Raw genomic sequence first — 25082 nt, forward strand, 5'->3', positions numbered from 1 at the left:
AAAGTTTGGGGGAGTGATCGGTGATGCTTCATGGATCCATGGGCTCTAAGGGGACTGTTTCTCATTGCTTCGCTGCTTGTTGGAGGCGCTGGAAATGTTGCAGGTATTCCTCGCACATCTTCTTCCAGTTGAACTTTGATGCAGTAAAGGCTGCTATTTCGCCTGGTTTTAATGCAAATGATTCTGGTTGCGCACTCAACAGGTTGAGCTGATGGACCCAGGAACTGACATGTCCGGGGGGTAGGAGATAGCCGTTCTTACCATGGATGATGGCATCGGTAATGCCGCCGCTGGCGGAGGCAAATACTTTGGTGCCGCACATGGCAGCCTCCAGACAGACCAGACCAAAGCCTTCCATATCGCCCTCGACCTCTATATTGGGCATGATGAAGGCATCAGCAATGCTGAGAATGTCAGTGATTTCATGGAGCGGAAGTTTTCCCAGCCTGTGCACTGCTTTGTTTGAGGGGCTTTTACGCAGTAGTTTTTCGATGTTGCTTTCGTCGCTCGGATAACCCAGGAAGAGTTCTGCTTTGTGTTTCAAGAAGGGGGGAATGAATTTTAACAGTTTCGCTTCTTTACTTTTTGGGTCCTGAACTGGCCCGATCAGCAGCAGTATAAAGTCGGGATGCAGCTGGGGCATCACGTTCTTAATGAACCAGGAGAAGCCTTTACGCTTCACGGGTCTGCCCATAGCCAGTAGAATTTTTCTCCTCTGTACGGATACTCCATATTTGTCGGTCAGCATTTGCATGACCGCTGCGGGAGCCGCCGTATAGGCGATCCGGGGATCTACCCCATTGTTTAACACGACGATCTTTTCATCGGCAATTTTGCGGTCGCGGCAAGCCTGGGCTGTCGCCCTGCTCACTGCAAAGAGTAGGTCGAATCGATTGAACAAAGGGAAAATGAGCCGCTGATAGGGGAGCGCGGGAAATACCACATCCAGGCCATGAAGTGTGGCTGTACGCTTGATTTGCGAATAGCCTTTATGCATTAGTGAAGCTGCGGCAATGAGTCCGTCGTTAAAATGGATGACCTGGATGCCAGGATTTTCTTTTAGTGTTTGCAGGATGCGCTTGTTGAGGCTGAGAAAGAAACTGATCCGGCTGCCTTTTCCTTCGTAGAGGATGGTGTGGACTTTAGCAAGTGGCTTCATGCCATTGATCAGTTCGAAACTTTGCTTTTCCATGCCCCCGGTTGCGGGAGGATATTTATGACTGACGAACAATATTTCCATCATGACTTGGGTTGAGGTATTTGGATTTCCGGAACAGGATAAAGTAGATGAGGATCCCGAAGGCGATCCAGACCAGTTGCCTGGCCCTCCGCAGGATAGAAGCCGTGATCCAGATCTGGGCGGATGGGATGCCTATGGCCAGCAACATGAACTTGTTGCCATATTCTTCTACACCGATCTGTGCGGGGATGAATGCCCCGGCTGATTTGAACAACACCACGCCGAGATCCACGACCAATGCTTCAGTCATGCTCACTTTCAGGCCCAGGAATTTCAGGATGAAATAGAATTCGAGTCCGCCAAATACCCAATGCAGGATGGCAAAGAGTGCTGAAAAAACGAGCATCTTTTTGTTTTCCCGGAGCTGCAAGGGCAATTCCTTGAAGCTTTCCCTGCATTTCAAGCGGAGTGTTTTCCATTTGCTAAGCAGGAGTGGATACAGTGCAGCTTGTCGCAGCTGCATCCCTGCTTGCTGTAAATGGGGATGCTGGATCAACAGCGCGATCAGGCTGCTGATAAAGAGCAGAACCTGGCTCAGGATGAGGATCATTCGGGAGAAGAAAACGGACCATAATGCTGTCTTTTTGGGGATGTGCTGATCTTCCAGCAGGAACGCTTTCAGTGCGTCGCCGCCGATGATGCTGGTAGGGTTGAACATCCCTACGGTTTCGCCTAAATGCCGGATCAGGAATAGCCGGCCAGTAGAGATGCTACGGAAATGTTTCCCCAAAGTGAACTGCCAGCTTATGGTCGCCATCAGGTAAGCGACAAAAGTGATCAGCAGGAGGATGAGGAATTTGTACCTGATCTTTTCGATCAATACCAGCACCATGCCCATATCGGTAGCCTGTATAAAAAAGAACAGCGATACCAGAAGGCAGAGCGTGAGCAGGATGATCAGGACTTTCTTCATTTTTTATACAGGCTCTGACAGGATTTTGCCGGAGAGCCGGGCCACATCGTCGAAGTAAGTTGTAGCCAGCTGTTCCCAACTCATCTCCCTGCTAAATTCCAGTCCCTTATCGATAAATTGAGTCCGTAGTTCTTCGTTGTTCAGCACTTCCATGATTCTTGTGAGATAGTCGGTTTCATCGAAGGGCTGACATTTAAAGCCATTGATGCCCTGGCTGATGAAATCTGCAGAGCCGCCACCATCGGCGATGATGCAGGGCAGACCTGAAGACATGGCTTCCAGTACTACATTGCCGTAGGTTTCTGATACGGAGGTGAATAAAAATAGGTTGGAACTGGCATAAAGGATCGCCAGGGTCTCGTGATCTACCATACCTGTGAACACTGCATTTTTCATCTTTGTCTTACAGGCTTTGAGGGCGATGCCATCTCCTGCAATGATGAAGTTGACTTTTAGATCGGATGCCTCCACCTTATCGTAAATCCTGAATAAGGTTTCCAGGTTCTTTTCCCAAACGAGTCGACTGGCGAAGATGATGCTCGGATACCGGTTGCCGGTGAGTTTGTACAACAGGTTGGCATCTGCTTTTTCAGGTGAAAAAAGTGTGGTGTCGATTCCGCGTTTCCAGATCTTCATTCTTTCTCTTTCCACTCCGATCCCTTCAAGTTGTTCGCGGATGCTTTCTGCCGGAACATAAATCTGCTGGCAGTTGTTATAGAACGCCTTTTGACTGCCGGCGATGGCCTGTTTCACTTTGCCTACGAGAAAGGGAGCGTATTTGAAGTAATAGTCGATGTAAGAGATGAAATGGGTATGGTAGATGGAGATGACGGGGATTTCCCTTTTATTGGCATATTTGATGGCATAGGCCCCCAAAAGAGAGGGCGTAGCGATGTGGATGAGGTCGGGGCCGAAATCCTTCAGCTTCTTTTTGAGCTCCTTTTTGGCGAGGGAAGGGAGTGCCATGGTGTAATTGGTGTTGATGGGCAGGTGGATGGTAGGGACTTTGAAACATTCAGCGTCGGCAATTTCATCTGGACCTGCACCGTAAATGAACAGGAACCTGAAGCGTTTTCTATCGATCCGCTCGATCAGCTGGAACATGGTACGGGAGGCCCCGTCAAAATCCTTAAATAATATTTCGGCAAAGAAAGCAACCTTAATTTTCTTCATGTCTGGGCGATGCAGATTGACTGCATGTCCAAATCTAAATTACGCCGGGGAGATCTGAACGCCCGAAGCCATCATTTAATGATATGATAATGGTATTTTTATTTGAACACCTCAAATGCATCTTTTACATCAGTCCAGAACTCATCCAGGGCGATGATCCTAGGTTTGAAGAAGGAGATGAGTGCCGGCCAGTCTTCCTGTTTAAAGATACTTACATGCTGCAGCGTGATTCCGATCCTGGTAATGGTTTTGCCATATTCGTCCTGCGTGTGGAGCTGCCAGTCCCATTCTTCTTCCAGCTGATTTTCCAGGAGCCTTCTGAATTCCCTGAACTGCTCGTAGAGGAGTTCCTGCATTCCGGGATCGGCATGTGTCAGCTCTATTGCGATGTAAGCCGATTTGCCATCTGCCTGCATTTTGAAGAATAGGTTTTTGAGTCCGGTTTTATAATTGATCCAGTTGACCCTTAATCCCTCTGCGGAAAGTTGTGGTGCGATGTACTGCCCGAATGTGGTCCAGAAAGCCTGTTTGAGTTGTGATGCCTGATCTTTTGAATACAAATTTCGAATATTTAGCGGGTTAAATTTAGCAACTCCAGCTCAAAAAGCTAAATGCAAGGCTCTTTTAGTTTTTAAAGCAGCCGGAATAGTTTTATGTTTGCAATTGTTAATGCTCATTCTACTAGTAAGATACCTATGCGCTCCATCCAAAAAATCTTTTTTATTCTACTCCTTTGTTCAGGCTGCGATCTGTCGGCACAGGAGGTATTTACCTTTCAAAAGGCATCTGCTAAGGGATTGCATTATCAACAGCTCGACAGCATTTATGGTCATGCTGCAGGTTTGGATACGGCTGCGCTCAGGAGGCATGTGGAAGAAAATGAGAACCATCATGCGCTTACTTTAAAAAAGCTCGGACATTTTTTGAAAAAACAGAATTACCAATGCGAACCACCGCTTCGTTTGTATACCAAAATCTATTGGAATGAAGGAGGGAAGCTGGTTTATTTTCTGTATCATTTTTTGACCGCTCAGGGCACCTTGAAACGGAATTTCGACCAGCGCCATCAGCGTCAATTTGAAGATCTGGTCCGTATCTTTTCGGCAGGGTACGATGCAGACGGAGGCTTCAACCGAAAAATTGCCAGTGCGATGACTGCTGTCTACGATGAATAGTGGGTTACAGCAATGGGTATTCCGGTAAGTGCTCGATGAACAGGAATTTCTCCAGTTGATGGTCAATTTGCGCATAACAGTGCTGCAGTCCGTTGGTCACGACCAGCCATTTGGCTTTGTGTACCGAATTGTAGCGTGCAGCCTGGTCAAATGTGGCCTGACTGATTTTTACCGAGGGTGCTTTACATTCTACCACCATGATCCTTTCTCCGGAAGTGCTGAAAATGACCAGGTCTGTCCGTTTCTGTAATTTATTGAGGCTCAGTCCGCCCTCGATCTGGATCAGGGAGCGGGGGAATTTCTTTTGCAGGATGAGGTATTGGATGAAATGCTGACGCACCCATTCTTCCGGCGTGAGCAGGAGGTGTTTCTTGCGGATCTCGTCGAAGATGAAATGGTTATTTTCCTTTAAAGTGATCTTGAAAGGGTACTGTGGTAAGTTTAAGGGTGTTGGTTTAAATGACATTTTGTGTAAAAATAGGCAAAAATTTTCTCTAAGTTTGGCTAATCATATATGAGTGCTTCAGACATCATCAAGGACATAAAAGCCAGAAAGTTCAAACCCCTTTACCTGTTACACGGTGAGGAACCTTACTATATCGACCAGATTGTGCATTACATGGAAGCTAATGTGCTGAACGATATGGAAAAGGGCTTCAACCAAACGGTATTGTACGGTAAGGACACGGATATGGCTACGGTCATGAATGCCGCCAAACGCTATCCGATGATGTCGGATTATCAGTTGATCATTGTCAAGGAAGCGCAGGACCTGAAATGGGCCAAGGAAACTGAGGGCAGCAGCAAGCAGGCTGAGTTTGTGCTGAACTATTTCGAGAAGCCGATGCCCAGCACCATTTTGGTACTGGCCTACAAATATGCGAATTTCGATAAGCGGAAGAAGATCTATAAGGCGATAGACAAGGGCGGAGTGGTTTTCCAGTCGGACCTGGTACGCGATTACAAACTGGCTGCCTGGATTGAAGAACTGGTAAAGGAGAAAGGCTATAAAATCGCACCGCAGGCTTCGGCCCTGATGGCGGAATACCTGGGGACAGACCTTTCCAAGATTGCCAATGAGGTAGAGAAGCTGATGCTCAACATCTCCAAAGAAACGACCATTGATACCGACCTGGTGCAAAAGAATATCGGGATCAGTAAAGAATACAATGTTTTTGAGCTCCAGAAAGCCCTTTCTACGAGGAATGTACTGAAGTGCAACCAGATCGTGAACTACTTTGCGGACAATCCCAAAGCCAATCCCATGATGATGGTAATGGCCAATCTGAATGCCTATTTCTCGAAGATCCTGAAATACCATTACCTGCCCAATAAGGGGGATGCAGCCAAAGAATTGGGGGTAAATCCTTATTTCGTAAAGGATTATGAAACAGCAGCAAGAAGCTATAATCTGAATAAGACCTTCGAGATCATCAGCCTGCTGCGGGAGTACGACCTGAAGAGTAAGGGGGTGGACAGTACCGGCAATACGACAGATGGTGAGCTGCTGAAAGAGCTGCTTTTTAAAATGATCCACTAGTGTAACTGTAAAGTTATCATTCCCACCTTTTTATTTGCTGTCCAGTAAATATCTTTGCTGCCTAAACTATTATTCTGTAATGAAGAAAACCATACTTTTTGCGATGCTTGGAATCGCGGCAGCTTCTTATGCCGATGCGCAGACCAGGCCAACAAATCCCGGAAGAACAGCCCCTGCTAAAGCCGACACCACTAAAAAAGGCCCAGCAGTACCAATGGCGGCTCCGGCTAAACCAGGTCCAAAACCTTATAAAGAGGTGATCACGGCCAAAGCGAAAACTGATAAAGGACTTTTCTGGGTACATAACATCGAAGACCGCTATTTCTTCGAAATCCCGGATTCTTTGCTGAACAGGGAAATCTTATTGGTCAACAGGATCAGTAAAGCTGCTGCAGGCAACCGTGCCCAGATGATGGGTTATGGAGGTGACCATATTGGAGACAATGTGATCTCTTTTGAAAAAGGGCCAAGCAATAAATTATACCTGAAGAGCATCTCTTTTGATGAGCGTTCGCAGGACACTACCGCTCAGGGACTGTTCAAGACCCTGATGAATTCGAACATCCAGCCTTTGGTCGCTTCATTTGACATCAAAGCATTTGCTAAAGATTCGATTTCAGGAAGAGGTGGAGTTGTGATTGATGTCACAGATTACATGAATGGCGACAATGACATCTTTTTCTTCTCCTCAGGAGCAAAAAGAAGCCTTTCACTAGGTGGACTGATGACTGACCGCAGTTACATCAAGGAAATCAAATCTTTCCCGATGAACATCGAAATCCGTACCCTGAAAACATACACTAAAACTCCTGCTTCTCCAATGGGAGGCATGATGGGGGGCGGTGCTCCGGGTGCATCTACACCTGCAACCTATGAACTGAACAGTTCTATGGTGCTGCTGCCATCTAACCAGATGAAGCCACGTAATTTTGATCCGCGTGTAGGTTACTTTGCAACCGGCTATGTAGACTTTGATGCCAATCCACAAGGGATTAAAAATCAGTCTATCATCACCCGCTGGAGACTGGAACCAAAACCTCAGGATGTAGAGAAATACAAAAGAGGTGAACTGGTAGAGCCTGCGAAACCAATTGTATTTTATATCGACCCGGCTACGCCTAAAAAATGGGTACCTTACCTGATCGCCGGTGTAAATGACTGGCAGGCGGCTTTTGAGAAAGCAGGTTTTAAAAATGCAATCTATGCACTGGAAGCACCGAAGGATCCAAGCTGGAGCATTGATGATGCAAGACACAGTGTGATTGTTTATAAACCGTCTGATATTCCAAATGCAAGTGGTCCGCATGTACACGATCCGCGTACAGGTGAGATCCTGGAGACGCACGTAAACTGGTACCATAACATCATGTTGTTGTTGAGAAACTGGTACTTCATCCAGGCTTCGGCAATTGATCCTGCTGCCCGCAAAACTAAGTTTGATGATAAATTAATGGGCGAACTGATCCGTTTTGTGTCTTCTCACGAGGTTGGTCACACACTTGGTCTGCGCCATAACTTTGGTTCTTCGGCTACAGTGCCTGTAGAGAAACTGAGGGACAAAAAATGGGTGGAAGCCAATGGACATACACCTTCGATCATGGACTATGCAAGGTTCAACTATGTGGCTCAACCTGAAGACAACATTACCGAAAAAGGGATATTCCCACGTATCGGTGATTACGATAAATGGGCCATTGAATGGGGTTACAAATGGTTGCCGCAGTATAAAACAGCTGCAGCTGAAGATGAATACTCGAACAAGACCATCATCAAAAGGCTTTCTGCCAACAACCGTCTGACTTTCGGGACAGAAACGGATCCGAATGATCCACGTAACCAAAGTGAAGATTTAGGCGATAATGCAATGAAAGCGAGTGAATATGGTATCAAGAACCTGAAGCGCATCATCGCTAAAATGCCGGAATGGACTAAAACGGACAATGAAGGTTACGACGATCTATCTACGCTGTATGGAGAACTGGTAGGCCAGTTTGGCAGGTACATAGGCCACGTCGCAAAAAATGTAGGTGGAATCTATACTTCACCAAAAACTGTGGAAGAAAAAGGTACCGTTTATTCCCGTACACCATATGCGATCCAAAAAGAGGCCATGGATTTCTTTAACAGGAATGTGTTTACTACACCGACATGGTTGGTAGATCAGAATATCCTGAACAACATTGGTCAAAATCCAACTGACATTGTAAATCGCCTGCAGATCGCTGCGCTGGCGAGATTAACTACCACCAGTACAATGACCAAACTGATCAACGCTGAGGTCACTGATGGAAAAGACGCCTACAAGATCACAGATCTGTTTTCAGACCTGAACGCAGGGATCTTGACTGAGCTAAAATCTAATGCAGAGATTGACATTTACCGTCGTAACCTGCAGAAGACTTACATCGATGTGCTGATCTCGATCGTGAAGCCAGCCGCACCAGCAGCTGCTCAGGGTGGTATGATGGGCAGATCGGCAGGATTACCTGCTAGTCAGACTGACGTTTCCTCTTTTGTAAGGGCGCAGTTGCGTGAGATTTCTGCTATGGTAAAATCGGCTACACCTTCCGCTACAGGTATGAGTAAATATCACCTGGAAGATTTGTCGGACCGTATCGATTCGGCTTTGAAAGCTAAAGAATAACCATTAATTGAATGGCAAAAAAAGAGTGCTTCTGGATCGGAAGCACTCTTTTTTTGTTTTAGATATACCTGTTGATCAGGTTTTCCAGGTATTCCTGTCTGCCGCTGCGGATTTCAGGTTCGCCGTGTTCGGCGGCATAGTCCCTCAGCTCTTCAAGCGTTAGTTTCCCCTGCTCAAATTCTGCCCCTTTTCCAGTATCGAAAGAAGCGTAACGTGCTGCTCTGATCTTTTTATAGTCGGATTTTTGGAGGATGTTGTCTGCGGTGATCAGGGCCCGGGCAAAGATGTCCATGCCGCCTGCATGTGCATAGAACAAATCTGCGGGATCGGTAGAATTGCGACGGATCTTTGCATCAAAATTGACGCCGCCACCTTGCAGTCCGCCGCCTTCCAGGATGATCATCATGGTTTCGGTGAGTTCATTGATGTCATTTGGAAACTGGTCGGTATCCCATCCGTTTTGGTAATCGCCGCGGTTGGCATCGATAGAGCCCAGCAAGCCATTGTCGACAGCCACCTGGAGTTCGTGCTGGAAGGTATGACCGGCGAGGGTGGCGTGGTTGACCTCCAGATTCAGTTTGAAATCATCCAGCAGGTCGTATTGCTGCAGAAAACCCTTGACGGTAGCTGCATCGTAATCGTACTGATGTTTAGAAGGCTCGCAGGGTTTGGGTTCTATAAAGAATGTGCCTTTGAAACCTTGTTTGCGCGCATAATCTTTGGCGGTATGTAAGAATTTGGCCATGTGCTCCTGTTCCCGCTTCATGTTGGTGTTGAGCAAACTCATGTAACCTTCACGTCCGCCCCAGAATACATAATTTTCGCCACCCAGGGCAATGGTAGCATCCAGGGCGGCCTTTACCTGTGCCGCTCCGTGTGCCAGGACATGGAAATCGGGATTGGTGGCCGCACCGTTCATGTAGCGCTGGTGACTGAACAGGTTGGCTGTTCCCCAGAGTAATCTGACCCCGCTATCTGCTTGCTTTTGTTTGGCATAGTCGACCAGTTTTTGCAGGCGCTGTTCATTTTCTGCGATGTTGTCCGTGTAGTCTACTACATCCACATCGTGGAAGCAATAATAAGGAATTTGCATTTTGGTGATGAATTCAAAGGCTGCGTCCATTTTGTCCTTTGCCCGTTCAACGGCATCTTTTTTTTCATCCCAGGGAAAGATGTGGGTAGCGCCACCGAAAGGGTCGCTGCCATTTCCATTGAAAGAGTGCCAGTAGGCACAGGCAAATTTGAAATGTTCGGCCATTGTTTTGCCTGCGACGATTCTATTGGCGTCATACCATCTGAAGGCTAAGGGATTGTCACTTTCCAGTCCCTCATACTGCAGCTGGCTGATGTCTTTGAAAAAGGCTTTTGTTCCTGTTATTACTTTAGTCATGTTTTTATGGATTAGCTAATGCTTGAGTTAACAATTGTTTCCAGTTGCCATAGATCGGTTCATAGGCAGCGGAGTTTATAGGTTCGAGGTATTTGATCTGTTTTTGATTGATGAACGCTTCGGAGGGATCCCCGAAGATTCCTGAGCCAATTCCAGCACCGAGGGCTGCGCCGACACTGCCATCATTGTCGTACAATTCTACGGGTATGCCCGTTACGTCGACGAAAGTCTGAGCAAACAAGTCGCTTAAGAATAAATTGGCCCTGCCGGCCCTGATCACTTTAGGTTGCATGCCATTCTCACGCATGATGTCGAGCCCATAGCGGAATGCGAAAGCGATGCCCTCCTGTACAGCGCGGAAAATATCTGCTTTGGTGTGGACATTGAGGTCGATCCCCTGCAGGCGGGCGCCGGTATAGGTGTTGTTGAGCATACGTTCGGCCCCGTTTCCAAAAGGGAGGCTGAGCAAGCCACGGCTGCCGATGGGAGCTTGGGCGGCAAGTGCATTGAGCTCCCCGTAGGAAAGTTCGGCAGCAAAATTGTGTTTGGCCCAACGGTACATGCTTCCCGTCCCGTTGATGCAAAGTAAAACCCCGGTATGTTTGTTTTCGGGCGTATAGGTGACATGGGCGAAAGTATTGACCCTCGACTGTTGGTCATAAGTGAGGGCGTCGCTTATGCCGTAGATGACACCCGAGGTACCCGCTGTGGCGGCTACTTCTCCGGGCTGGAGTACGTTTAGCGACAAGGCGTTGTTGGGCTGGTCGCCAGATTTATAGGCTACGGGAATTCCGGCTTTCAATCCGAGAAGAGCAGCAACATCAGCCTTGAGCTGGCCGTGTTCAGAAAAGAGCGGCTTGATTTCGGGAATCAAGTCCGATGACAAGGCATAGTACTCCATGAGTTCTTTGGATAATTCGTCTTTCTGGAAATCCCAGAACACGCCTTCCGACAAGGCCTGAATGCTTGTGGAAATATTTCCTGTCAGCTTCATGGCAATGAAATCACCAGGTAACATCACTTTATAGATTTTGGCATAAAGTTCAGGTTCGTTGTTTTTGACCCATGCCAGTTTGGATGCGGTGAAGTTTCCGGGAGAGTTGAGCAAGTGCTGAAGGGAGTGTTCGTGACCCAGGGCGTCGAAGGCTGCATCGCCCAATGCCACTGCACGGCTGTCGCACCAAATGATGCTGTTGCGCAGCACCTGTTGGTCTTTGTCGACAACAACGAGGCCATGCATTTGATAGGCGATCCCGATAGCAGAAACCTCTTCCAGGTTGAGGCTGTGCTGCAGGCGGAGTATGGCTTGTTGTGCATCGCTCCACCAAGCGGATGGATCTTGTTCTGCCCAGCCTGCTTGCGGGGCGATGATCGCAGATTCGTTATCGGGATATTGTGCGCTAGCCAAAATGCTGCCTGATGAGGCATCAACTACTGATGCCTTGATGGATGAAGTACCGATATCGATGCCGAGTAAGTGCATGGGAGCTATAGTTTAATATAATGGTGATTGATTACAGCAAATTACATAATTATTTCAAGATTGCGCAATCGATTGCTTTAATTATATTTAATCATATTTGTTTGTTTATGAAGCCCCAGAAAAAGACCACGATATACGATATTGCAAAGAAATTGAACCTCAATGCTTCTTCTGTATCCAGAGCTTTGAGCAACGATAAGAGTGTGAGCGAAAGCACGAGGCAGTTGATTCTCAAAACTGCTGAGGAGCTCAACTATAAGCCCAACAATCTGGCTGCCAATCTCAGGAAAGGGCATAATCAGACCATTGGGGTAGTGGTTCCGAGAATCAATCAGAATTTTTTTTCCAACATCATAGCCGGGATTGAAGCGGTAACCTATGAAAAAGGCTTTAACCTGGTAATCTGCCAGTCTAATGAGTCCTTCGCGAGAGAAGTGGACTGCATAAATTCCCTGGTGCGGCAACAGGTAAGTTGTATCATGATCTCCGTCAGTGCCGATTTTCAGGAAGGAGCACATTTGAAAAATGCGATGGGGCAGGGCATTCCCCTGATCCAGTTTGATCGGGTAGATGAAATGCTGGATACTTTCAAAGTGATCAATGACAATGAGCGGGCTTCCTTTGAAGTGGTTTCCCATTTGATTGCCCAGGGATATCAACGCATTGCGCTTTTGGAGGGACCGCAGAACCTGGAGATTTTTCGACAGCGGAAAAGAGGTTACCTGAAAGCTATGGAGCGCCATCAGCGTGCGGTGCTGCCGGAATTGATTAAAGAGAATGCCTGGACGAAGGAATTGGGTGCTGTGGCGACTAAAGAATTACTGAATTTGTCTGAGCGCCCGGATGCGATATTTGCTTCGACATCTGACTTTTCTGCACTGGGCGTGCTGGATGTGGCCAGTCAAATGGGATTGGATGTACCTTCGGAATTGGGCATTTGCGGATATTCGAACGAAGATTTTACGGAAATTACAAGCCCTTCTATCACTACGGTGGATCAGCATAGTGTGAAAATGGGAGAGACCATAGCTAAGCTTTATTTTGAGGAGATCTTGTCAGGAAAAGCTGATGTGCAGCCTAGAACCATCAGTGTTCGTCCGGAACTGATCATCAGAAATTCTACGCTCAGGAATTGATTTTGCAAAGGGATTAGCATCTTCAGGAAGTTCTTAAAGCTAAGCTATTACTATCCATTATTGTCGAAATGCCCGGTCTAATTTTCAAGTGATCGTTAATGGACCTATTAAATATATCAAAGGTTAGTTGGAGATTGTTATTTTTGCATCAAGTATCAAGACAAATCTTTCATAAAACACGATATACGCGCTTTAAAGCATGAAAAAACACAAACATTGGCTGGTAAAATCAGAGCCTTTTAAATATAGCTGGGAAAAATTTAACGAAGACGGAAAGACTTTCTGGGATGGCGTGCGCAATTACCAGGCGCGGAATAACCTGAGAGAAATGCAGGAAGGAGATTTGGTGTTGTTTTACCATAGTAACGAAGGCAAGCATGTGGTGGGCGTAGCGAAAGTAGTAAAAGAAGCCTATCAGGATCCGACTACGGATGATACGAATTGGGTAGTGGTAGACCTGGTGCCGGTAGAGCCCCTGAAAAACCCGGTGACACTGGAGCAGATCAAGGCAGAAGAAAGCCTGAGAGACATTTCTCTGGTCAGGCAAGGCCGTTTATCGGTCATGCCCCTGAAAGCGGAAGAGTTTGATAAAATTCTGGAAATGGGCAGCTAAAGATGAAAACTATAGGGTTAACGCTACTCTGCCTTTTCATGATGGTATCATTGAAAGCACAGAAAGGAGACTATGAGGTAAAAGTAGTTTCTGTGCATATGCAAAATGTAAAAGGCATGTTGCAGAAAGTGAATAAAGATGGCCTGGCTATTTTAGATTACCGCGGTAATTATTTCATTTTTAAAGCAGAAGATATTGTAAAAATAAAGGTGAAAAAGCGCGGTCTTTCTCTTGGGAGATCCGCAGGTACAGGTGCATTGGCAGGGGCATTGACAGCTGCTGCGATCTTGTCAATTGAAAATGAAAATATCAGTAATGATAGTTATAGGATCGCGGCATGGGCTACCGTTATCGGAGTTACTGCAGGAACCATAACGGGCTTAATTGCGGAAGCGGTCAATGTCAAACATAATCTTTACATCAACAAATCACCAAAGTTATTTGAACGCAATTACAGAAAGCTGGAGCCCTACATTAAAGTGATTCAACTGGAACACTTTTAATCAATCTTCCTTTATCTTGAAAAACAAGGCTTTGAGTTCTTTGGCATCGTCGGGATGCATTTTTCCGGCAAGAACTAAACGCAATTGTCTCCTCCGTAAAGCGCCATCGTACAATTCAATTTCTTCCGGGCTTTCCGGGCTCAACTCGGCCACAGGTACCGTTTTACCGTCCTGATCTAATGCCACGAAAGTGTAATAGGCTTCATTGGATTTGACCCTGCTTCCTGAGGGAATGTTTTCCGCCCAGACATCCAGTCTGACCTCGACTGATGTATGGAAAGCACGGGTAACTTTTGCCTCTATGGTGATGACATCTCCTAGCTTAATGGGCTGTTTGAATGAAACATTATCGACAGAGGCGGTCACTACTATGCGGTTGCAATGCTTTTGCGCAGATATGGCTGCCGCAATATCCATCCAATGGAGTAATCTTCCACCCATTAAATTGTTAAGGGTATTTGTGTCATTCGGCAATACCAACTCATTCATGATGGTAAAGGATTCCTTTGGGCTTTTTACTTTAGTGCTCATTGTTCACGAAAGTACATAAAATAGGAGATAGAATGGTAATTTAAGCTAGCGTTTCAGCGTATTGAGCTGACTATAGCCAATGAGTTCCTCCCATCTGGATCCTGGTTTTCTATAGTATACAAAAATCTGGTAGAGGTTGGCTGTCTCAAAAAAGGACCCCTCGAAGACGGTTCCATCAACTTTGCCTGTGCTTTTGTCGAGCGACACGTATTTGTAATCATAAAGCCCCTGTTTCAGTTTGAGGTTTACATAGAAGCGTTTTCGTGATGCATCGTAGTTCAATTTATTTTGCTGATTGAGGAGGTAATTGTTGAACCGGCCTACGACATACACTTCAGATTCCGGAGATGGGGGCTGGGCATTTAGTGTAAACATCACATTGGCGTAATCACTTTCTGTAGCATCATCCCGGCCCTCCTGGTTGCGGATAAAGAAATTGCCGTTTTCATCCACAAGATTGCTGTATTTGGCCTTATTGGTGTTTACATCCTGGAACAGGATCACGTTATTGACACTATCTTTGATGATGTTCTGCACGTTTTCACCTTTATAACGCAGACTTCGAATGTCAAATTTCCGGAACTCATTGCCTGCCGGAAAGTCGTTACTCTTCATTTCATTGTAAACCAGGCTGCCCGGCTTGATGAAGTTTGGCCGGGTATTGAGTACTGCTGTAGCAGGGTCCCCATTTTGCATCAACAGTACTTTCAGATCCGTATAAGGATTGGGAATGGAGATCTGATGATTGATGGTAAAGTTGATTTTTTGATTGCTGAACCGGCTGGCAACCTGTGGGCTGGCCAGTACTTCTGCTGCTATTCCAGCGAGGTTTTCCACCACGTAGAACCGTTGTGAAATGACCGGTTTTTGTTGGTTTCCGTCCTCATATACCTTCAGCAGGTAATTGCCGGAGATCTTCGGTCTGATCTGGTTGTTAGGGAGCGTTAGTTGGTAATGTGTATATTTTTGGATGGTACCGAAGGAGTATTTATAATCCATGATGCGATCTTCCGGCAGGCTTTCCAGGTAATCCAATTGCGATAGTCGGGAAGATTTCCAGTCGGAAGTGCAGTGTTCAATGGTGTACCAATAGATTTTGCTTCCGCCGTTTAAGTCATCGAAGGAAAACAACAGCTGATCATTTGATTTTAGGGTAATGACCGGCATGGACTGTTCTTTTTGGGAACTGTAGCACTGTACTGTTTTGATCTGGGGCTGGTAGACCTTGTTGTCATATACAAATTGCTGCTGCGTTTGGGCAGCAGCAATTTGTAGTTGGATCAATGCGATCAGAAACAGTGCGGTTTTTTTGATCATTAGCTTTCAAGTTCCATGATCTCTGAGGCCAGTTTTTCCCAGATGTTCTGGGCTGCGTCGAGTTCATTTTTAGCGGTCAGGTATTTCTTGTTCGTTTCAGCGAGTTTAGCGCTGTCCGAATATATTTTTTCGTCCGCAATTTCAGCTTCGATCGTTTTTACATTGCCTTCCAGGCTGGCGATATCAGATTCAATCTTTTTCAACTGATCGTTTAGCTTTTTCAATACCTGTTGTGTATTGGGAGCCTGTGCGACTTTCTCTTCTACTTTTTTGACTTCTTTGTCGGGCCTCACCGGAACATTAGTTGGTTTTGCGGGAGGTCTTTTTGCGTTCCATTCCTCGTATTCGGCATACGTTCCCGGGTATTCTTTAATGTCTTGATCTTCTATGAACCAAATCTTATTGGCCACGTTATCCAGAAAATACCTGTCGTGGGATACGGCGATAAAGGTACCTTCATATTGAGTTAAAGCCTGGATCAGGATATTTACAGACTGGATGTCCAGGTGGTTGGTAGGCTCATCGAGAATCAGGAAATTAGAGTCGGTGGTCAGGGATTTGGCTAGTGCCACCCTTGATTTTTCTCCTCCGGATAGTACGCGGATTTTCTTGAATACATCATCACCTGTAAACAGGAAGCATCCCAGGATGCCCCTCAGTTCTGTGTCAGTATGTTTGGGTGCGAAAGCCTGCAGCTCTTCAAGAATGGTATTGTCGAGGTGGAGGGATTCTAACTGGTGCTGTGCAAAGAATGTAGTGGTTACGTTGTGACCTGTTTCACATTTACCCTCAAAACCTTCAGCTCCGGCGATAATCCTGAGTAAGGTCGATTTACCTTTACCATTGGCACCAATCAGAGCGATTTTATCGCCTTTTTCAATCACGCCATCTGCATTGTGCAATATGTCTATGTTTGGATAACTTTTGTAAGCTTCTTCGATCCGTATCACGTGTCTGCCGGAAGGCTTGGAGAATTTGAACTGGAAGTTTACGGTTGGATTGTCGTCATCTACATCTTCCACACGTTCCATTTTGTCCAGGGCCTTCATTCTCGACTGCGCCATTTTTGCTTTCGAAGCTTTGGCCCTGAAACGTTCGATCAAACGCTCTTCCTGTTTGATCTTGGCCTGCTGGTTTTTAAACTCACCCTTTTGGATCTCACCTCTTAGTGCTTTTTCCTCCAGGTAGAAGGAATAGTTGCCGGCATATGAAGTCAGTTTACCTTTTCTTGATTCTACGGTTTTGTTGACCACCTTGTCCAGGAAGTACCGGTCATGGGATACAATCACAATGGCACCTTCAAAACTCATCAGGTAGGTTTCCAGCCATTTAATGGAGGGTAAGTCCATGTGGTTGGTCGGCTCATCCAGCAAGAGGATATCCGGGGTCTGCAGCAGGATTTTAGCAAGCATCACACGCATGCGCCAACCTCCGGAGAAAGTATTCAATGGCCTCAGTTGATCTTCTGTACTGAAGCCCAATCCGGCAAGGATTTCATTTGCCCTGTATTCAATGTTGTAACCGTCTAATGCTTCAAACTCTTGCTGTTTGTCGCTCAGTTTGTATAAAACCTCTTCCGAGTAATCTGTTTCGATCTTTTTTAATAGGGCCTCAATTTCGTCATGCAATTGGTTTTGGCGTTCAAAAGCCTCCATAGCTACATGTAAGATGCTGTGGTGGGAATCATAGGACAATAAGTCCTGGTTCAGGTAGCCGATCTTCAAGTCTTTCGACATCGAAATTGTACCAGAGGAAGGGGCATATTCCCCGACAATTATTTTTAATAATGTAGATTTTCCTGTTCCATTGGCACCAATAAGGCCCACTCTGTCACCCGGTTTGATGTGCCAATTTGCCTCATCATACAGCGCTCTGGAACCTATTAAGAAAGTTAAGTCGTTTATCGAAATCATGTGGCCGCAAAAATACAAACAAATTCCTATCTTCGTCTCATGTACCGTCTGATTAAACCCATATTTTTCCAATTTGACCCAGAAAAAGTACACTATTTTGTAGTGAAACGGTTGAAATGGTTTCATGATCATTTTCCACTGGGACAAACCCTGTTGCGCAGCAGCTTTGATGTGAACATCAAAGGACTGGAACGCGAAGTTTTCGGCATCAAATTTAGAAATCCGGTAGGTCTAGCCGCGGGATTCGATAAGAACGGGGAGTATATTGAGGCTTTGAGCGACCTTGGTTTTGGTTTTATTGAAGTTGGCACAGTAACACCCCTGCCGCAGCCAGGCAATGATAAGCCACGCATGTTCCGACTGGAGGAAGACGCGGCGCTGATCAATAGAATGGGTTTCAATAATAAAGGAGTAGACACTCTTGCAGAGCGACTGCGCTTGTTGAAGGCTAAGAATACTGATATTGTGGTTGGTGGAAATATTGGTAAGAATAAAAACACCCCAAATGAAGAGGCTGTAGATGATTACATCAAATGCTTTGACAGGCTATTTGATGTGGTGGATTATTTTGTGGTGAATGTAAGTTCTCCAAATACGCCCGGACTGAGAGAATTGCAGGAAAAAGAGCCCCTGATGCAATTGTTGAATACCTTGCAGCAGCGCAATTCAAAAAATAATTTGTCAAGGCCGATCCTGCTGAAGATTGCTCCGGATCTGAGTGATGAGCAGCTAGATGACATTATAGAAATTGTATTACAGACTGGGATTGCCGGAGTGATTGCTACCAATACAACTATTGACAGAAGTAGCCTGGTAAGCCAGGATTCGGTAAAAACAGAAATGGGTGGGCTTAGCGGTAAGCCGCTTACTCAGCGGTCTACCGAGGTAATCCGGTATCTTTCGGAAAAGTCAGGTAAAGCGTTTCCTATCATTGGGGTGGGCGGGATTCATACGCCGAAAGATGCACAGGATAAACTGGATGCTGGCGCTTCGCTGATCCAGTTGTATACTGGCTTTATTTATGAGGGCCCCGGACTTATTAAGCGCATTTGTAGGGCATTGGTTAAAAAGCAGCATTAATATGCTGCTGCTTTAAATTTATTGTATACGAAAAAAGTCCCTGTATTACAGGGACTTTTTAAGTTCTTTAGCAACTCTAAACTTATGCCTGAGCAGTAAGTTGAGCTAGAATGGCGTTGTTTTTAGCCAATTGATCTTTAGTAGATTGTTTTGAGCGGCTTCCCAATTCAATGTTGGTAGCTAACTTCAAGTTTTTCACATCTAATTTTGCGAAAGTCTTGTTCCTTCTGTCTTTTCTTTTTAATCTGGTAACTGCCATGTCTTTTTAATTTAATGTATTAAATCCTGAGGTCGAGAGCGGATTCGAACCGCTGTAGGAGGTTTTGCAGACCTCTGCCTAGCCACTCGGCCACTCGACCCTGTTAAAATTTCAGGTTGCAAAAATAGCAATTAATCTTTAGGATGCAATTTATTTCTGCAAATTTCTATTAATATCTGCACATAATATTGCGGCGGAGATGGCAACATTCAAAGACTCAGCGCCTCCGACCTTTGGAATGGTGACTGGATCTGTAATTAATTTTAGCAGCTCTTCGCTAATTCCCTGGCCTTCGTTTCCTAAAATTACCAATCCCTCCTCAGCCCAATTGGTTTCATAAAGACTTTTTCCGTTGAGCACTGCACCGAATACGGGGAGTTGGGCGCTGGGCAGGAATGCTTCCAGATCTGTATAATGGACATTTACCCTGCTCAATGAACCCATTGTGGCCTGTACTGTCTTTGGGTTATAAGCTTCAACGGTATGCTGTGAGCAGATGAGCTGTTTGAAACCAAACCAGTCGGCGGTGCGGATGATGGTCCCCAGATTTCCGGGATCCTGCACTCCATCGAGTACCAATGAAAATTTCCCTTTGAGCTTTTTAAGATCCAGGACCGGATTTTCAGGGATATGTACAAGTGCTAAAATTCCCTGCGGACTCTGTAAGGTACTAATCTTGTCCAGATCAGCGTTGTTTACTTCAAATAACTTTATATTTGCGGCTAAAGTTGGAAGTAATGACTGATATTGAGGCAGGTAAAAGATGCTGTGGATCTGATAAGGAGAATCGATAAATTCCACAATAGACTTGATGCCTTCAATAATGAACATCCCATTTTCTTTACGGTACTTTTTTTGATGTAACGATTTTATAAAACTGATCTGAGATTTTGAAAGCATACTATAATTATAAAAGCAGTGTCCAATTCTGTGCAATATTACTATTTATTATTGTGTTTGTTGCCGGATGTTCATCAACAAAATACATCGCCGACTACCAGGCAATTGTGAAACATGTAGACATTGATAGTGTCGATAAAAAATTTGATGAAGAGGCGCTGAACTACATTCAGAAGGACATCAGACCAACCTCTACAATCGGGATCAATGTATTAATTTACAATATATTCAATACTAAAGATGGTAAATATAAGACCAGTAACATCAGGCCTTTGGGGACCCCGCCGCCTATACTGGACAGTACGCTTGTGGAAATTTCACGAAATCAGATTGAGAAGTTTCTAAACAGTAAAGGGTATTTTAAAGCAAAAGTGAGTGCCGATATAAAAGTGAAAAATAAAAGGGCACATGTTCATTTTAATGTCAATCAAGGTCCTTCTTTTTCTGTAAATAAGGTGAAATATCAGATTGCTGATACACTTGTGAAAAAGCTGTATTTGTCTGTGAAACCTACCTTTACCCATTTGAGGGAAGGGATGCGTTACGACGATGATTCGCTCGCTTATGAACGTGACCAGATTTACCAGTTGATGAAAGGGCATGGCTACTTTGATTTTGCCAGGCCTTATGTGAAGTATGATGTGGATTCCAATCTTAATGCGAGTAAGGCCAATGTGACCCTTTATATCGACAATCCCGCAGACAAGGCCGGTCATCAACAATTCACGATAGGAGAGACTAACGTGATCATTGCTCCGGATGCGGATGGTTTTCCAGATACCTATGCAGACGGTTTTTCGGATACCCTGAAACTAAATCCAAAAGTGTTCCGGGGTTTGCGTTATACAGACCTTTCCGGGAAGTTCAGGAGGAACCCCATTGTCAGGTACAATTTTCTTCGTGAACCTGAAACCTATAGTGTGGCCAACGAAAACCTGACTTACGATAGGATGTACGAACTTAATGTTTTTAAAAACGTAAAAATCGACTACAATAGACCGAAAGACAGTTCTAATCAGGTTTTGCCTGTTATTCAGCTGATTCCTCAGAAAATCATGAGCAACCGGATAGAAGGAGAGGTGCCTTTTAATGCAGGTACGGTAGGTTTTACATTGAGTAATACCTATACGAATAACAACTTGTTCAGGGGTGCTGAACGTTTCGAGTTTCAGGTTAAGGGAGGGCTGCAGTCGAGGATAGGGCAGGGTGGTTCTGTGTTTAAAGATATTTATCAGCGGGATTTTTCAGTAAGTGCCAATCTGACCGTTCCGCGGTTGATGGTGCCTTTGATCACGGCGCAGCCCAGTAGGCGGGGTGGTATGCCGCGAACAATATTTTCAGGAAGTTATGTTTACGCCTTGCAGAAAGATGTATTTTCACGCCATGTTTACCTGACTTCTGTGACTTATGAATTTGTAGAGTCCAAATCTAAATTTCACTCGCTCACGCCGCTAAACTTTGAATACCGTTTTGGAAATCTTTTGCTGGATACTACCAGTTCCCAAAATCAGGACATCATCCGGGCCAACATTTACAGCATCCTGTTGCTGGACAGGAGGAACATTACCCTTGGCTCCAAATACACCTATTCCTTAAATGCAGATAAATTGCTTACGAACCAGACTTTTGTCTATTTCAGGGGGAATATCGATATCGCGGGAAATAGCTTGTACCTGGCCAGTAAGATTTCAGGGAATAAGCACAATCCTGCCGTAGGTGACTATTCGGAAATTCTGGGCCTTCCTTTCAATCAGTATGTGCGGCCGGAAATAGATGTCAGGTGGTATAAGAGCCTGGGTGGGGAGAAGCAGCTGGTTAGTAGATTGAATGCAGGGATTGGCTATGCTTATGGAAATTCGATTGCAATGCCCTTTGAGAAATTATTCTTTGCAGGTGGATCTCAAGGAATCCGCGCCTGGCAGGCACGGACATTGGGGCCTGGAAACTACAATCGTGGAGATGAGCTGACGAATGAAGAAACGAGGAAAGCACTTTATGGACTGGATCAATTGGGTGAAATGCACCTTGAGGCCAACCTGGAATACAGGTATAAACTGTTGAATAAATTCTTTGGCGCCAAACTGAAAGGCGCTTTTTTCCTGGATGCAGGTAACGTTTGGAACGTTTCCTCCAGCAGTCAGATTAAGTCGACCTATTTCGATTTCAGCAAGCTGGGGAGCCAGATTGCACTGGGCACCGGTATGGGTTTCCGTTATGATGTTGAATATTTTGTGTTCAGATTTGATATCGGTCTTAAGCTTAAAGATCCGCAGTTTTCCGGCTCAGACCAGTGGGTGATCAGTAAGTTTTTTAGCGGTTCTAAAACATTCAAGGATGATTATTACCTGAGGAACAGCCCGGACCGTTATCGTTTTGTTCAATACAATTTTGGGATTGGCATGCCCTTCTAAAACATTGCCTTCAGTCCATCCAGGATCGTTTCAAAAAAAGTAGACAGGTTTAAGCCATTGCTATGGTTGAAATAAATCCATACCAGCATGATGATGACGGCAGCAATGATGAATTTGCGGAATGTAAAAGCAAGCAGAATGATGATGGCTGGAAATAAGATGAGCCACATGCTGCTAAAACTGTAAGGATTTAAGGATTTGTCGTTTTTATAGACATAGACCAGTTTGCTGTGGGTGCCCTTGTCGTTTTCATGCTTGATGTAGACAAATGCGGAGCGTTCCAGCTTCAGGGGAAGTATGGCGACACCACCATTAAAGTTGAGGGGTTGGGTAAAGCCGCTCACGGTAAATGTATATAATCCGTTGATCTGTTCGAGGGGATTTTCCAGTGAATCTGTCGCAATGATCGCGAGCTTGCTGTTTTTGAGCAGGCTTTCTTTGACGATAAAATTATTGATGTCTGCATTGGCAGATTGTGCAAAAGATAAGGTATAGCTTGTGCAAAGTAAAATCAGCAGGTATATCGTTCTCATTCTATAGATCGTTTGTTGTAAATCAGATAGCCCAAATGTAATAAAACGCCGTTTCTTTTTATGGGGTCATCGTAGATATTATAACTCAGGCTGATTGGACCTACAGGCGTATGGTATACCAGTCCTGCCGTTGCGGCGTATTGCCATTTGCTGAGGGGTTTCATAGAACTGATCCCCCGGAATCCATCCTTTTGAAACTTTTGATATGGCAGGAATACGTAAGCCTCTGCCCGGAGGTTCAGGTTTTTTCGAAGTACATAGATGTTTTTGATGCCTCCGGCAAGATAGCTGATGGCACGGAAATTCTCCAGGAAGATGGAGCGGCTGTCTTGCAAGGGGTAGAATGCAGGAGCAGTCAGCAGTGTAGAGTGGTAATTTGAAAATAGGGGCATATTGGAATATACGCCTTCAGCCAAATAGCCGGCGGTGTATCTGCCAGAGCTGAAGAAGTAATTTTCGTCGCTCAGTTTGATGTTTAGCCAATGCCTGTCTTTCCTGATTACCGGTGGAGTGGTAAGCGTTGCGTTTGCTGTGATGTTACCCGGTGAATAGTTCTCTCTGCCTGTAAAATAATTTAGGCTAAATAGAAAATGCCTGCCTTTGGAAGCATACTGTTTGCGGTCGAATGTATATTGTTCGAAAGCCAGGGTAGACCTGGAGCCGTTGAATACCGTTTTATCTAAAATATCACCTATGGAAAACTGATCATTCGGACTATATCGGTCGCTATTGTTGATGAAGGCGGTATTCAGGGTCACGCGGGTGTTCCGGTTGAGCGGGAATCCGATCTTGAGGTCAATTTTTCTGTCCGCCTGCTGAATGTAGGTGGGGTGTGGATTCTCAATGAATATTGAACTCGTATTGTAGTAGTCAAAGTTATTATAGGTCATTTCAGCGGCTAGAAACAACGGTAACCTGGAGGGATAATCAATGCGTCCGCTCAACTGAACCGACTCATAGAAACGGCCGGAATAGACATTTGTGCCAAAAGTATAGGATTTTCGGTCGAGGTAATTGTATTGGACTCCCAGGAAGACATTGCTGATCGGCCTGCTTGATATGTTGCCTCCAAAGTCGATTTTAAAGCTCTTCTGCGGGCGTGCCACAATCTCAAAATTGTAACTGTCGCTTACCGGGTTATAGGATATTTTCGGGTACACGGTTTCAAATGTTTCATCCGCCACGAGCTTATAATAGCCGGTCTTGATGTCCTCCAGGTTGAAGGTTTCCTGATCTCTTTTAAATACACGTTCAATGTATTTTTTTTGCTGGGTGTTTACACCTGAGACGGTTACACTGCTAAATATGAGGTTTGGTTTTTTATTGTTGAATTCGTTTCTTCTTTTTGCCAGCTCCATTTTAGTGACCCGTTTGGTGATCCTTGCTTTGATCTGGTCCATTTCTGCAATGGTTGCATCATATCCTTTTTGAATGAGTGCGGCTACCGGGCTGAAATTTGCAACGCTGTAGTTGCCGAGTTCCGGCTGGATATAAACCCCATTTTTTCCAATCAGCGTGGAATCGGATTTGGACAGGAACATGAAGACCATGACCCTGTTCATGAGCCGGTCGTCATTACTTTTCGGATATTCATTATAGGTTTTCGAAGATACATTTGATCCAATGATGATATCTGGATTGAAATTGCTTTTCATGACATCGGCGGGAAAATTATTATACAAACCGCCGTCAAATACATATTTTCCATCCAGTCTGATGGGTCTATAGATCAGCGGTACCGTCATGGTGGCCCTTACTGCCTCCGCAAGGCTACCTTTGCTAACGGTGATGCTCTTTTGGGACAGGACGTCGGATACCATACAGCGGTAAGGAACAAAGAGGTTATCAAAATTATCTTTAGAAAGTGCAGAAGCCTGGGAGAAGAGTTCCATCAGTGCAAAATTCAGGGGGATGTCATTCACAAGATTGGACCTGAAGTTGAGCCGCAAGTTGGTATCTATGGCCAGTTTTGCCGTCAGTATAGCTGCATTGGTGCTTTTCTTCTGGAAAAAGAAACTGAAGTCACTGTTATACCGGCCGCTTACCCAATCCTGAAAATCGCTGCTGAGTGCTACTTTTTCAATCTGGGTCGGCGAATATCCGGCGGCATACATTGCACCTACAATGCCGCCCATAGAAGTGCCGGTGATGTAGTCAATGGGAATGTTGTTTTCTTCCAGTGCTTTCAGGATACCAATATGAGCGAGCCCTTTTGCTCCCCCTCCGCTCAATACCAGTCCTACCTTCTGCGCATGAGCAGTACGGGTAGAAAGGCCTATGGCAAATATCAGTAGCAGATAAACTCGGATCACATCCTAAAAATAGGGA

The 25082-nt window shown here is 45.3% G+C and carries 22 protein-coding genes and 1 tRNA gene; 8 read left to right on the forward strand and 15 right to left on the reverse strand.

Going from position 1 to position 25082, the window contains the following annotated elements; genetic code table 11:
- Nucleotides 1-61 precede the first annotated feature (61 nt).
- The 4 genes from WAE59_RS00520 to WAE59_RS00535 form a co-directional block, all read right to left on the reverse strand.
- The gene (locus WAE59_RS00520; protein ID WP_337853962.1) at nucleotides 62-1243 is read right to left on the reverse strand and encodes a glycosyltransferase family 4 protein; all 1182 of its coding nucleotides are present in this window, start codon (nucleotides 1241-1243) and stop codon (nucleotides 62-64) included.
- Nucleotides 1215-2153, reverse strand: coding sequence for a lysylphosphatidylglycerol synthase transmembrane domain-containing protein (locus WAE59_RS00525; RefSeq protein WP_337853963.1), 939 nt, complete (start codon nucleotides 2151-2153; stop codon nucleotides 1215-1217). The genes WAE59_RS00520 and WAE59_RS00525 overlap by 29 nt, the downstream gene beginning before the upstream one ends.
- A gap of 3 nt (nucleotides 2154-2156) precedes the next feature.
- Nucleotides 2157-3326, reverse strand: a complete 1170-nt coding sequence (locus WAE59_RS00530; RefSeq protein ID WP_337853964.1) for a glycosyltransferase — start codon at nucleotides 3324-3326, stop codon at nucleotides 2157-2159.
- A gap of 98 nt (nucleotides 3327-3424) precedes the next feature.
- The gene (locus WAE59_RS00535) at nucleotides 3425-3886 is read right to left on the reverse strand and encodes a DUF4268 domain-containing protein (protein ID WP_337853965.1); all 462 of its coding nucleotides are present in this window, start codon (nucleotides 3884-3886) and stop codon (nucleotides 3425-3427) included.
- A 135-nt stretch (nucleotides 3887-4021) separates the two neighbouring features.
- On the opposite strand from WAE59_RS00535, the gene WAE59_RS00540 reads away from it, so the two are divergent.
- Nucleotides 4022-4501: a hypothetical protein gene (locus WAE59_RS00540; RefSeq protein WP_337853966.1), complete on the forward strand. Its 480-nt coding sequence runs from the start codon at nucleotides 4022-4024 to the stop codon at nucleotides 4499-4501.
- Nucleotides 4502-4505: 4 nt separating this feature from the next.
- On the opposite strand, the gene WAE59_RS00545 is transcribed toward WAE59_RS00540, so the two are convergent.
- A complete protein-coding gene (locus tag WAE59_RS00545) occupies nucleotides 4506-4967 on the reverse strand; it encodes a type I restriction enzyme HsdR N-terminal domain-containing protein (RefSeq protein WP_337853967.1) in 462 nt (153 codons plus the stop codon).
- Between the two features lie 48 nt (nucleotides 4968-5015).
- Between WAE59_RS00545 and holA the strand changes: the two genes are divergently transcribed.
- Together holA and WAE59_RS00555 are read left to right on the forward strand one after the other, a co-directional pair.
- Nucleotides 5016-6041 (forward strand): DNA polymerase III subunit delta, encoded by a 1026-nt coding sequence (gene holA, locus WAE59_RS00550; protein WP_337853968.1) that lies wholly within the window; start codon nucleotides 5016-5018, stop codon nucleotides 6039-6041.
- A gap of 79 nt (nucleotides 6042-6120) precedes the next feature.
- On the forward strand, nucleotides 6121-8685 hold the full coding sequence (locus WAE59_RS00555; protein ID WP_337853969.1) for a zinc-dependent metalloprotease: 2565 nt from the start codon (nucleotides 6121-6123) through the stop codon (nucleotides 8683-8685).
- Nucleotides 8686-8743: 58 nt separating this feature from the next.
- Here the strand turns inward: WAE59_RS00555 and xylA are convergent, their stop codons facing one another.
- Both xylA and WAE59_RS00565 read right to left on the reverse strand, forming a co-directional pair.
- The gene (gene xylA / locus WAE59_RS00560) at nucleotides 8744-10075 is read right to left on the reverse strand and encodes a xylose isomerase (protein ID WP_337853970.1); all 1332 of its coding nucleotides are present in this window, start codon (nucleotides 10073-10075) and stop codon (nucleotides 8744-8746) included.
- Between the two features lie 4 nt (nucleotides 10076-10079).
- Nucleotides 10080-11558: a xylulokinase gene (locus WAE59_RS00565; protein ID WP_337853971.1), complete on the reverse strand. Its 1479-nt coding sequence runs from the start codon at nucleotides 11556-11558 to the stop codon at nucleotides 10080-10082.
- 107 nt (nucleotides 11559-11665) lie between these two features.
- Here WAE59_RS00565 and WAE59_RS00570 point away from each other — a divergent pair, with 107 nt between their 5' ends.
- The 3 genes from WAE59_RS00570 (at nucleotide 11666) to WAE59_RS00580 (ending at nucleotide 13810) form a co-directional block, all read left to right on the forward strand.
- Nucleotides 11666-12694: a LacI family DNA-binding transcriptional regulator gene (locus tag WAE59_RS00570; RefSeq protein ID WP_337853972.1), complete on the forward strand. Its 1029-nt coding sequence runs from the start codon at nucleotides 11666-11668 to the stop codon at nucleotides 12692-12694.
- A 199-nt stretch (nucleotides 12695-12893) separates the two neighbouring features.
- The gene (locus WAE59_RS00575) at nucleotides 12894-13307 is read left to right on the forward strand and encodes an EVE domain-containing protein (protein ID WP_337853973.1); all 414 of its coding nucleotides are present in this window, start codon (nucleotides 12894-12896) and stop codon (nucleotides 13305-13307) included.
- A 2-nt stretch (nucleotides 13308-13309) separates the two neighbouring features.
- Nucleotides 13310-13810, forward strand: a complete 501-nt coding sequence (locus WAE59_RS00580) for a hypothetical protein (RefSeq protein WP_337853974.1) — start codon at nucleotides 13310-13312, stop codon at nucleotides 13808-13810.
- Here the strand turns inward: WAE59_RS00580 and WAE59_RS00585 are convergent, their stop codons facing one another.
- The 3 genes from WAE59_RS00585 to WAE59_RS00595 are packed head-to-tail and all read right to left on the reverse strand — an operon-like array spanning nucleotide 13811 to nucleotide 17571.
- Nucleotides 13811-14341 (reverse strand): acyl-CoA thioesterase, encoded by a 531-nt coding sequence (locus WAE59_RS00585; protein WP_337853975.1) that lies wholly within the window; start codon nucleotides 14339-14341, stop codon nucleotides 13811-13813. It abuts the gene before it with no gap.
- A 45-nt stretch (nucleotides 14342-14386) separates the two neighbouring features.
- Nucleotides 14387-15658 carry a type IX secretion system plug protein gene (locus tag WAE59_RS00590; RefSeq protein WP_337853976.1) on the reverse strand — a complete coding sequence of 424 codons (1272 nt, stop codon included), beginning with the start codon at nucleotides 15656-15658 and terminating at the stop codon, nucleotides 14387-14389.
- Nucleotides 15658-17571, reverse strand: coding sequence for an ABC-F family ATP-binding cassette domain-containing protein (locus WAE59_RS00595; protein ID WP_337853977.1), 1914 nt, complete (start codon nucleotides 17569-17571; stop codon nucleotides 15658-15660). The genes WAE59_RS00590 and WAE59_RS00595 overlap by 1 nt, the downstream gene beginning before the upstream one ends.
- Before the next feature lie 39 nt (nucleotides 17572-17610).
- Here WAE59_RS00595 and WAE59_RS00600 point away from each other — a divergent pair, with 39 nt between their 5' ends.
- Nucleotides 17611-18651 carry a quinone-dependent dihydroorotate dehydrogenase gene (locus WAE59_RS00600; RefSeq protein WP_337853978.1) on the forward strand — a complete coding sequence of 347 codons (1041 nt, stop codon included), beginning with the start codon at nucleotides 17611-17613 and terminating at the stop codon, nucleotides 18649-18651.
- 82 nt (nucleotides 18652-18733) lie between these two features.
- Here the strand turns inward: WAE59_RS00600 and WAE59_RS00605 are convergent, their stop codons facing one another.
- The 3 genes from WAE59_RS00605 to WAE59_RS00615 form a co-directional block, all read right to left on the reverse strand.
- Nucleotides 18734-18910, reverse strand: coding sequence for a spore protein (locus WAE59_RS00605; protein ID WP_337853979.1), 177 nt, complete (start codon nucleotides 18908-18910; stop codon nucleotides 18734-18736).
- 29 nt (nucleotides 18911-18939) lie between these two features.
- Nucleotides 18940-19010 (reverse strand) — tRNA-Cys (locus WAE59_RS00610).
- Nucleotides 19011-19060: 50 nt separating this feature from the next.
- Entirely contained in the window at nucleotides 19061-19810 is a 750-nt protein-coding gene (locus WAE59_RS00615; RefSeq protein WP_337853980.1) for a TrmH family RNA methyltransferase, read from the reverse strand.
- On the opposite strand from WAE59_RS00615, the gene tamL reads away from it, so the two are divergent.
- On the forward strand, nucleotides 19801-22221 hold the full coding sequence (tamL, locus tag WAE59_RS00620; protein ID WP_337853981.1) for a translocation and assembly module lipoprotein TamL: 2421 nt from the start codon (nucleotides 19801-19803) through the stop codon (nucleotides 22219-22221). The two genes, WAE59_RS00615 and tamL, sit on opposite strands and share 10 nt — an antisense overlap.
- Here tamL and WAE59_RS00625 read toward each other — a convergent pair.
- On the reverse strand, nucleotides 22218-22754 hold the full coding sequence (locus tag WAE59_RS00625; protein ID WP_337853982.1) for a hypothetical protein: 537 nt from the start codon (nucleotides 22752-22754) through the stop codon (nucleotides 22218-22220). The genes tamL and WAE59_RS00625 overlap by 4 nt on opposite strands.
- A complete protein-coding gene (locus WAE59_RS00630; RefSeq protein ID WP_337853983.1) occupies nucleotides 22751-25066 on the reverse strand; it encodes a patatin-like phospholipase family protein in 2316 nt (771 codons plus the stop codon). Before WAE59_RS00630 ends, WAE59_RS00625 begins: the two co-directional genes overlap by 4 nt.
- Between the last annotated feature and the right edge of the window lie 16 nt (nucleotides 25067-25082).

The organism is Pedobacter sp. GR22-6 (assembly GCF_037402555.1).
Lineage (GTDB): Bacteria > Bacteroidota > Bacteroidia > Sphingobacteriales > Sphingobacteriaceae > Pedobacter.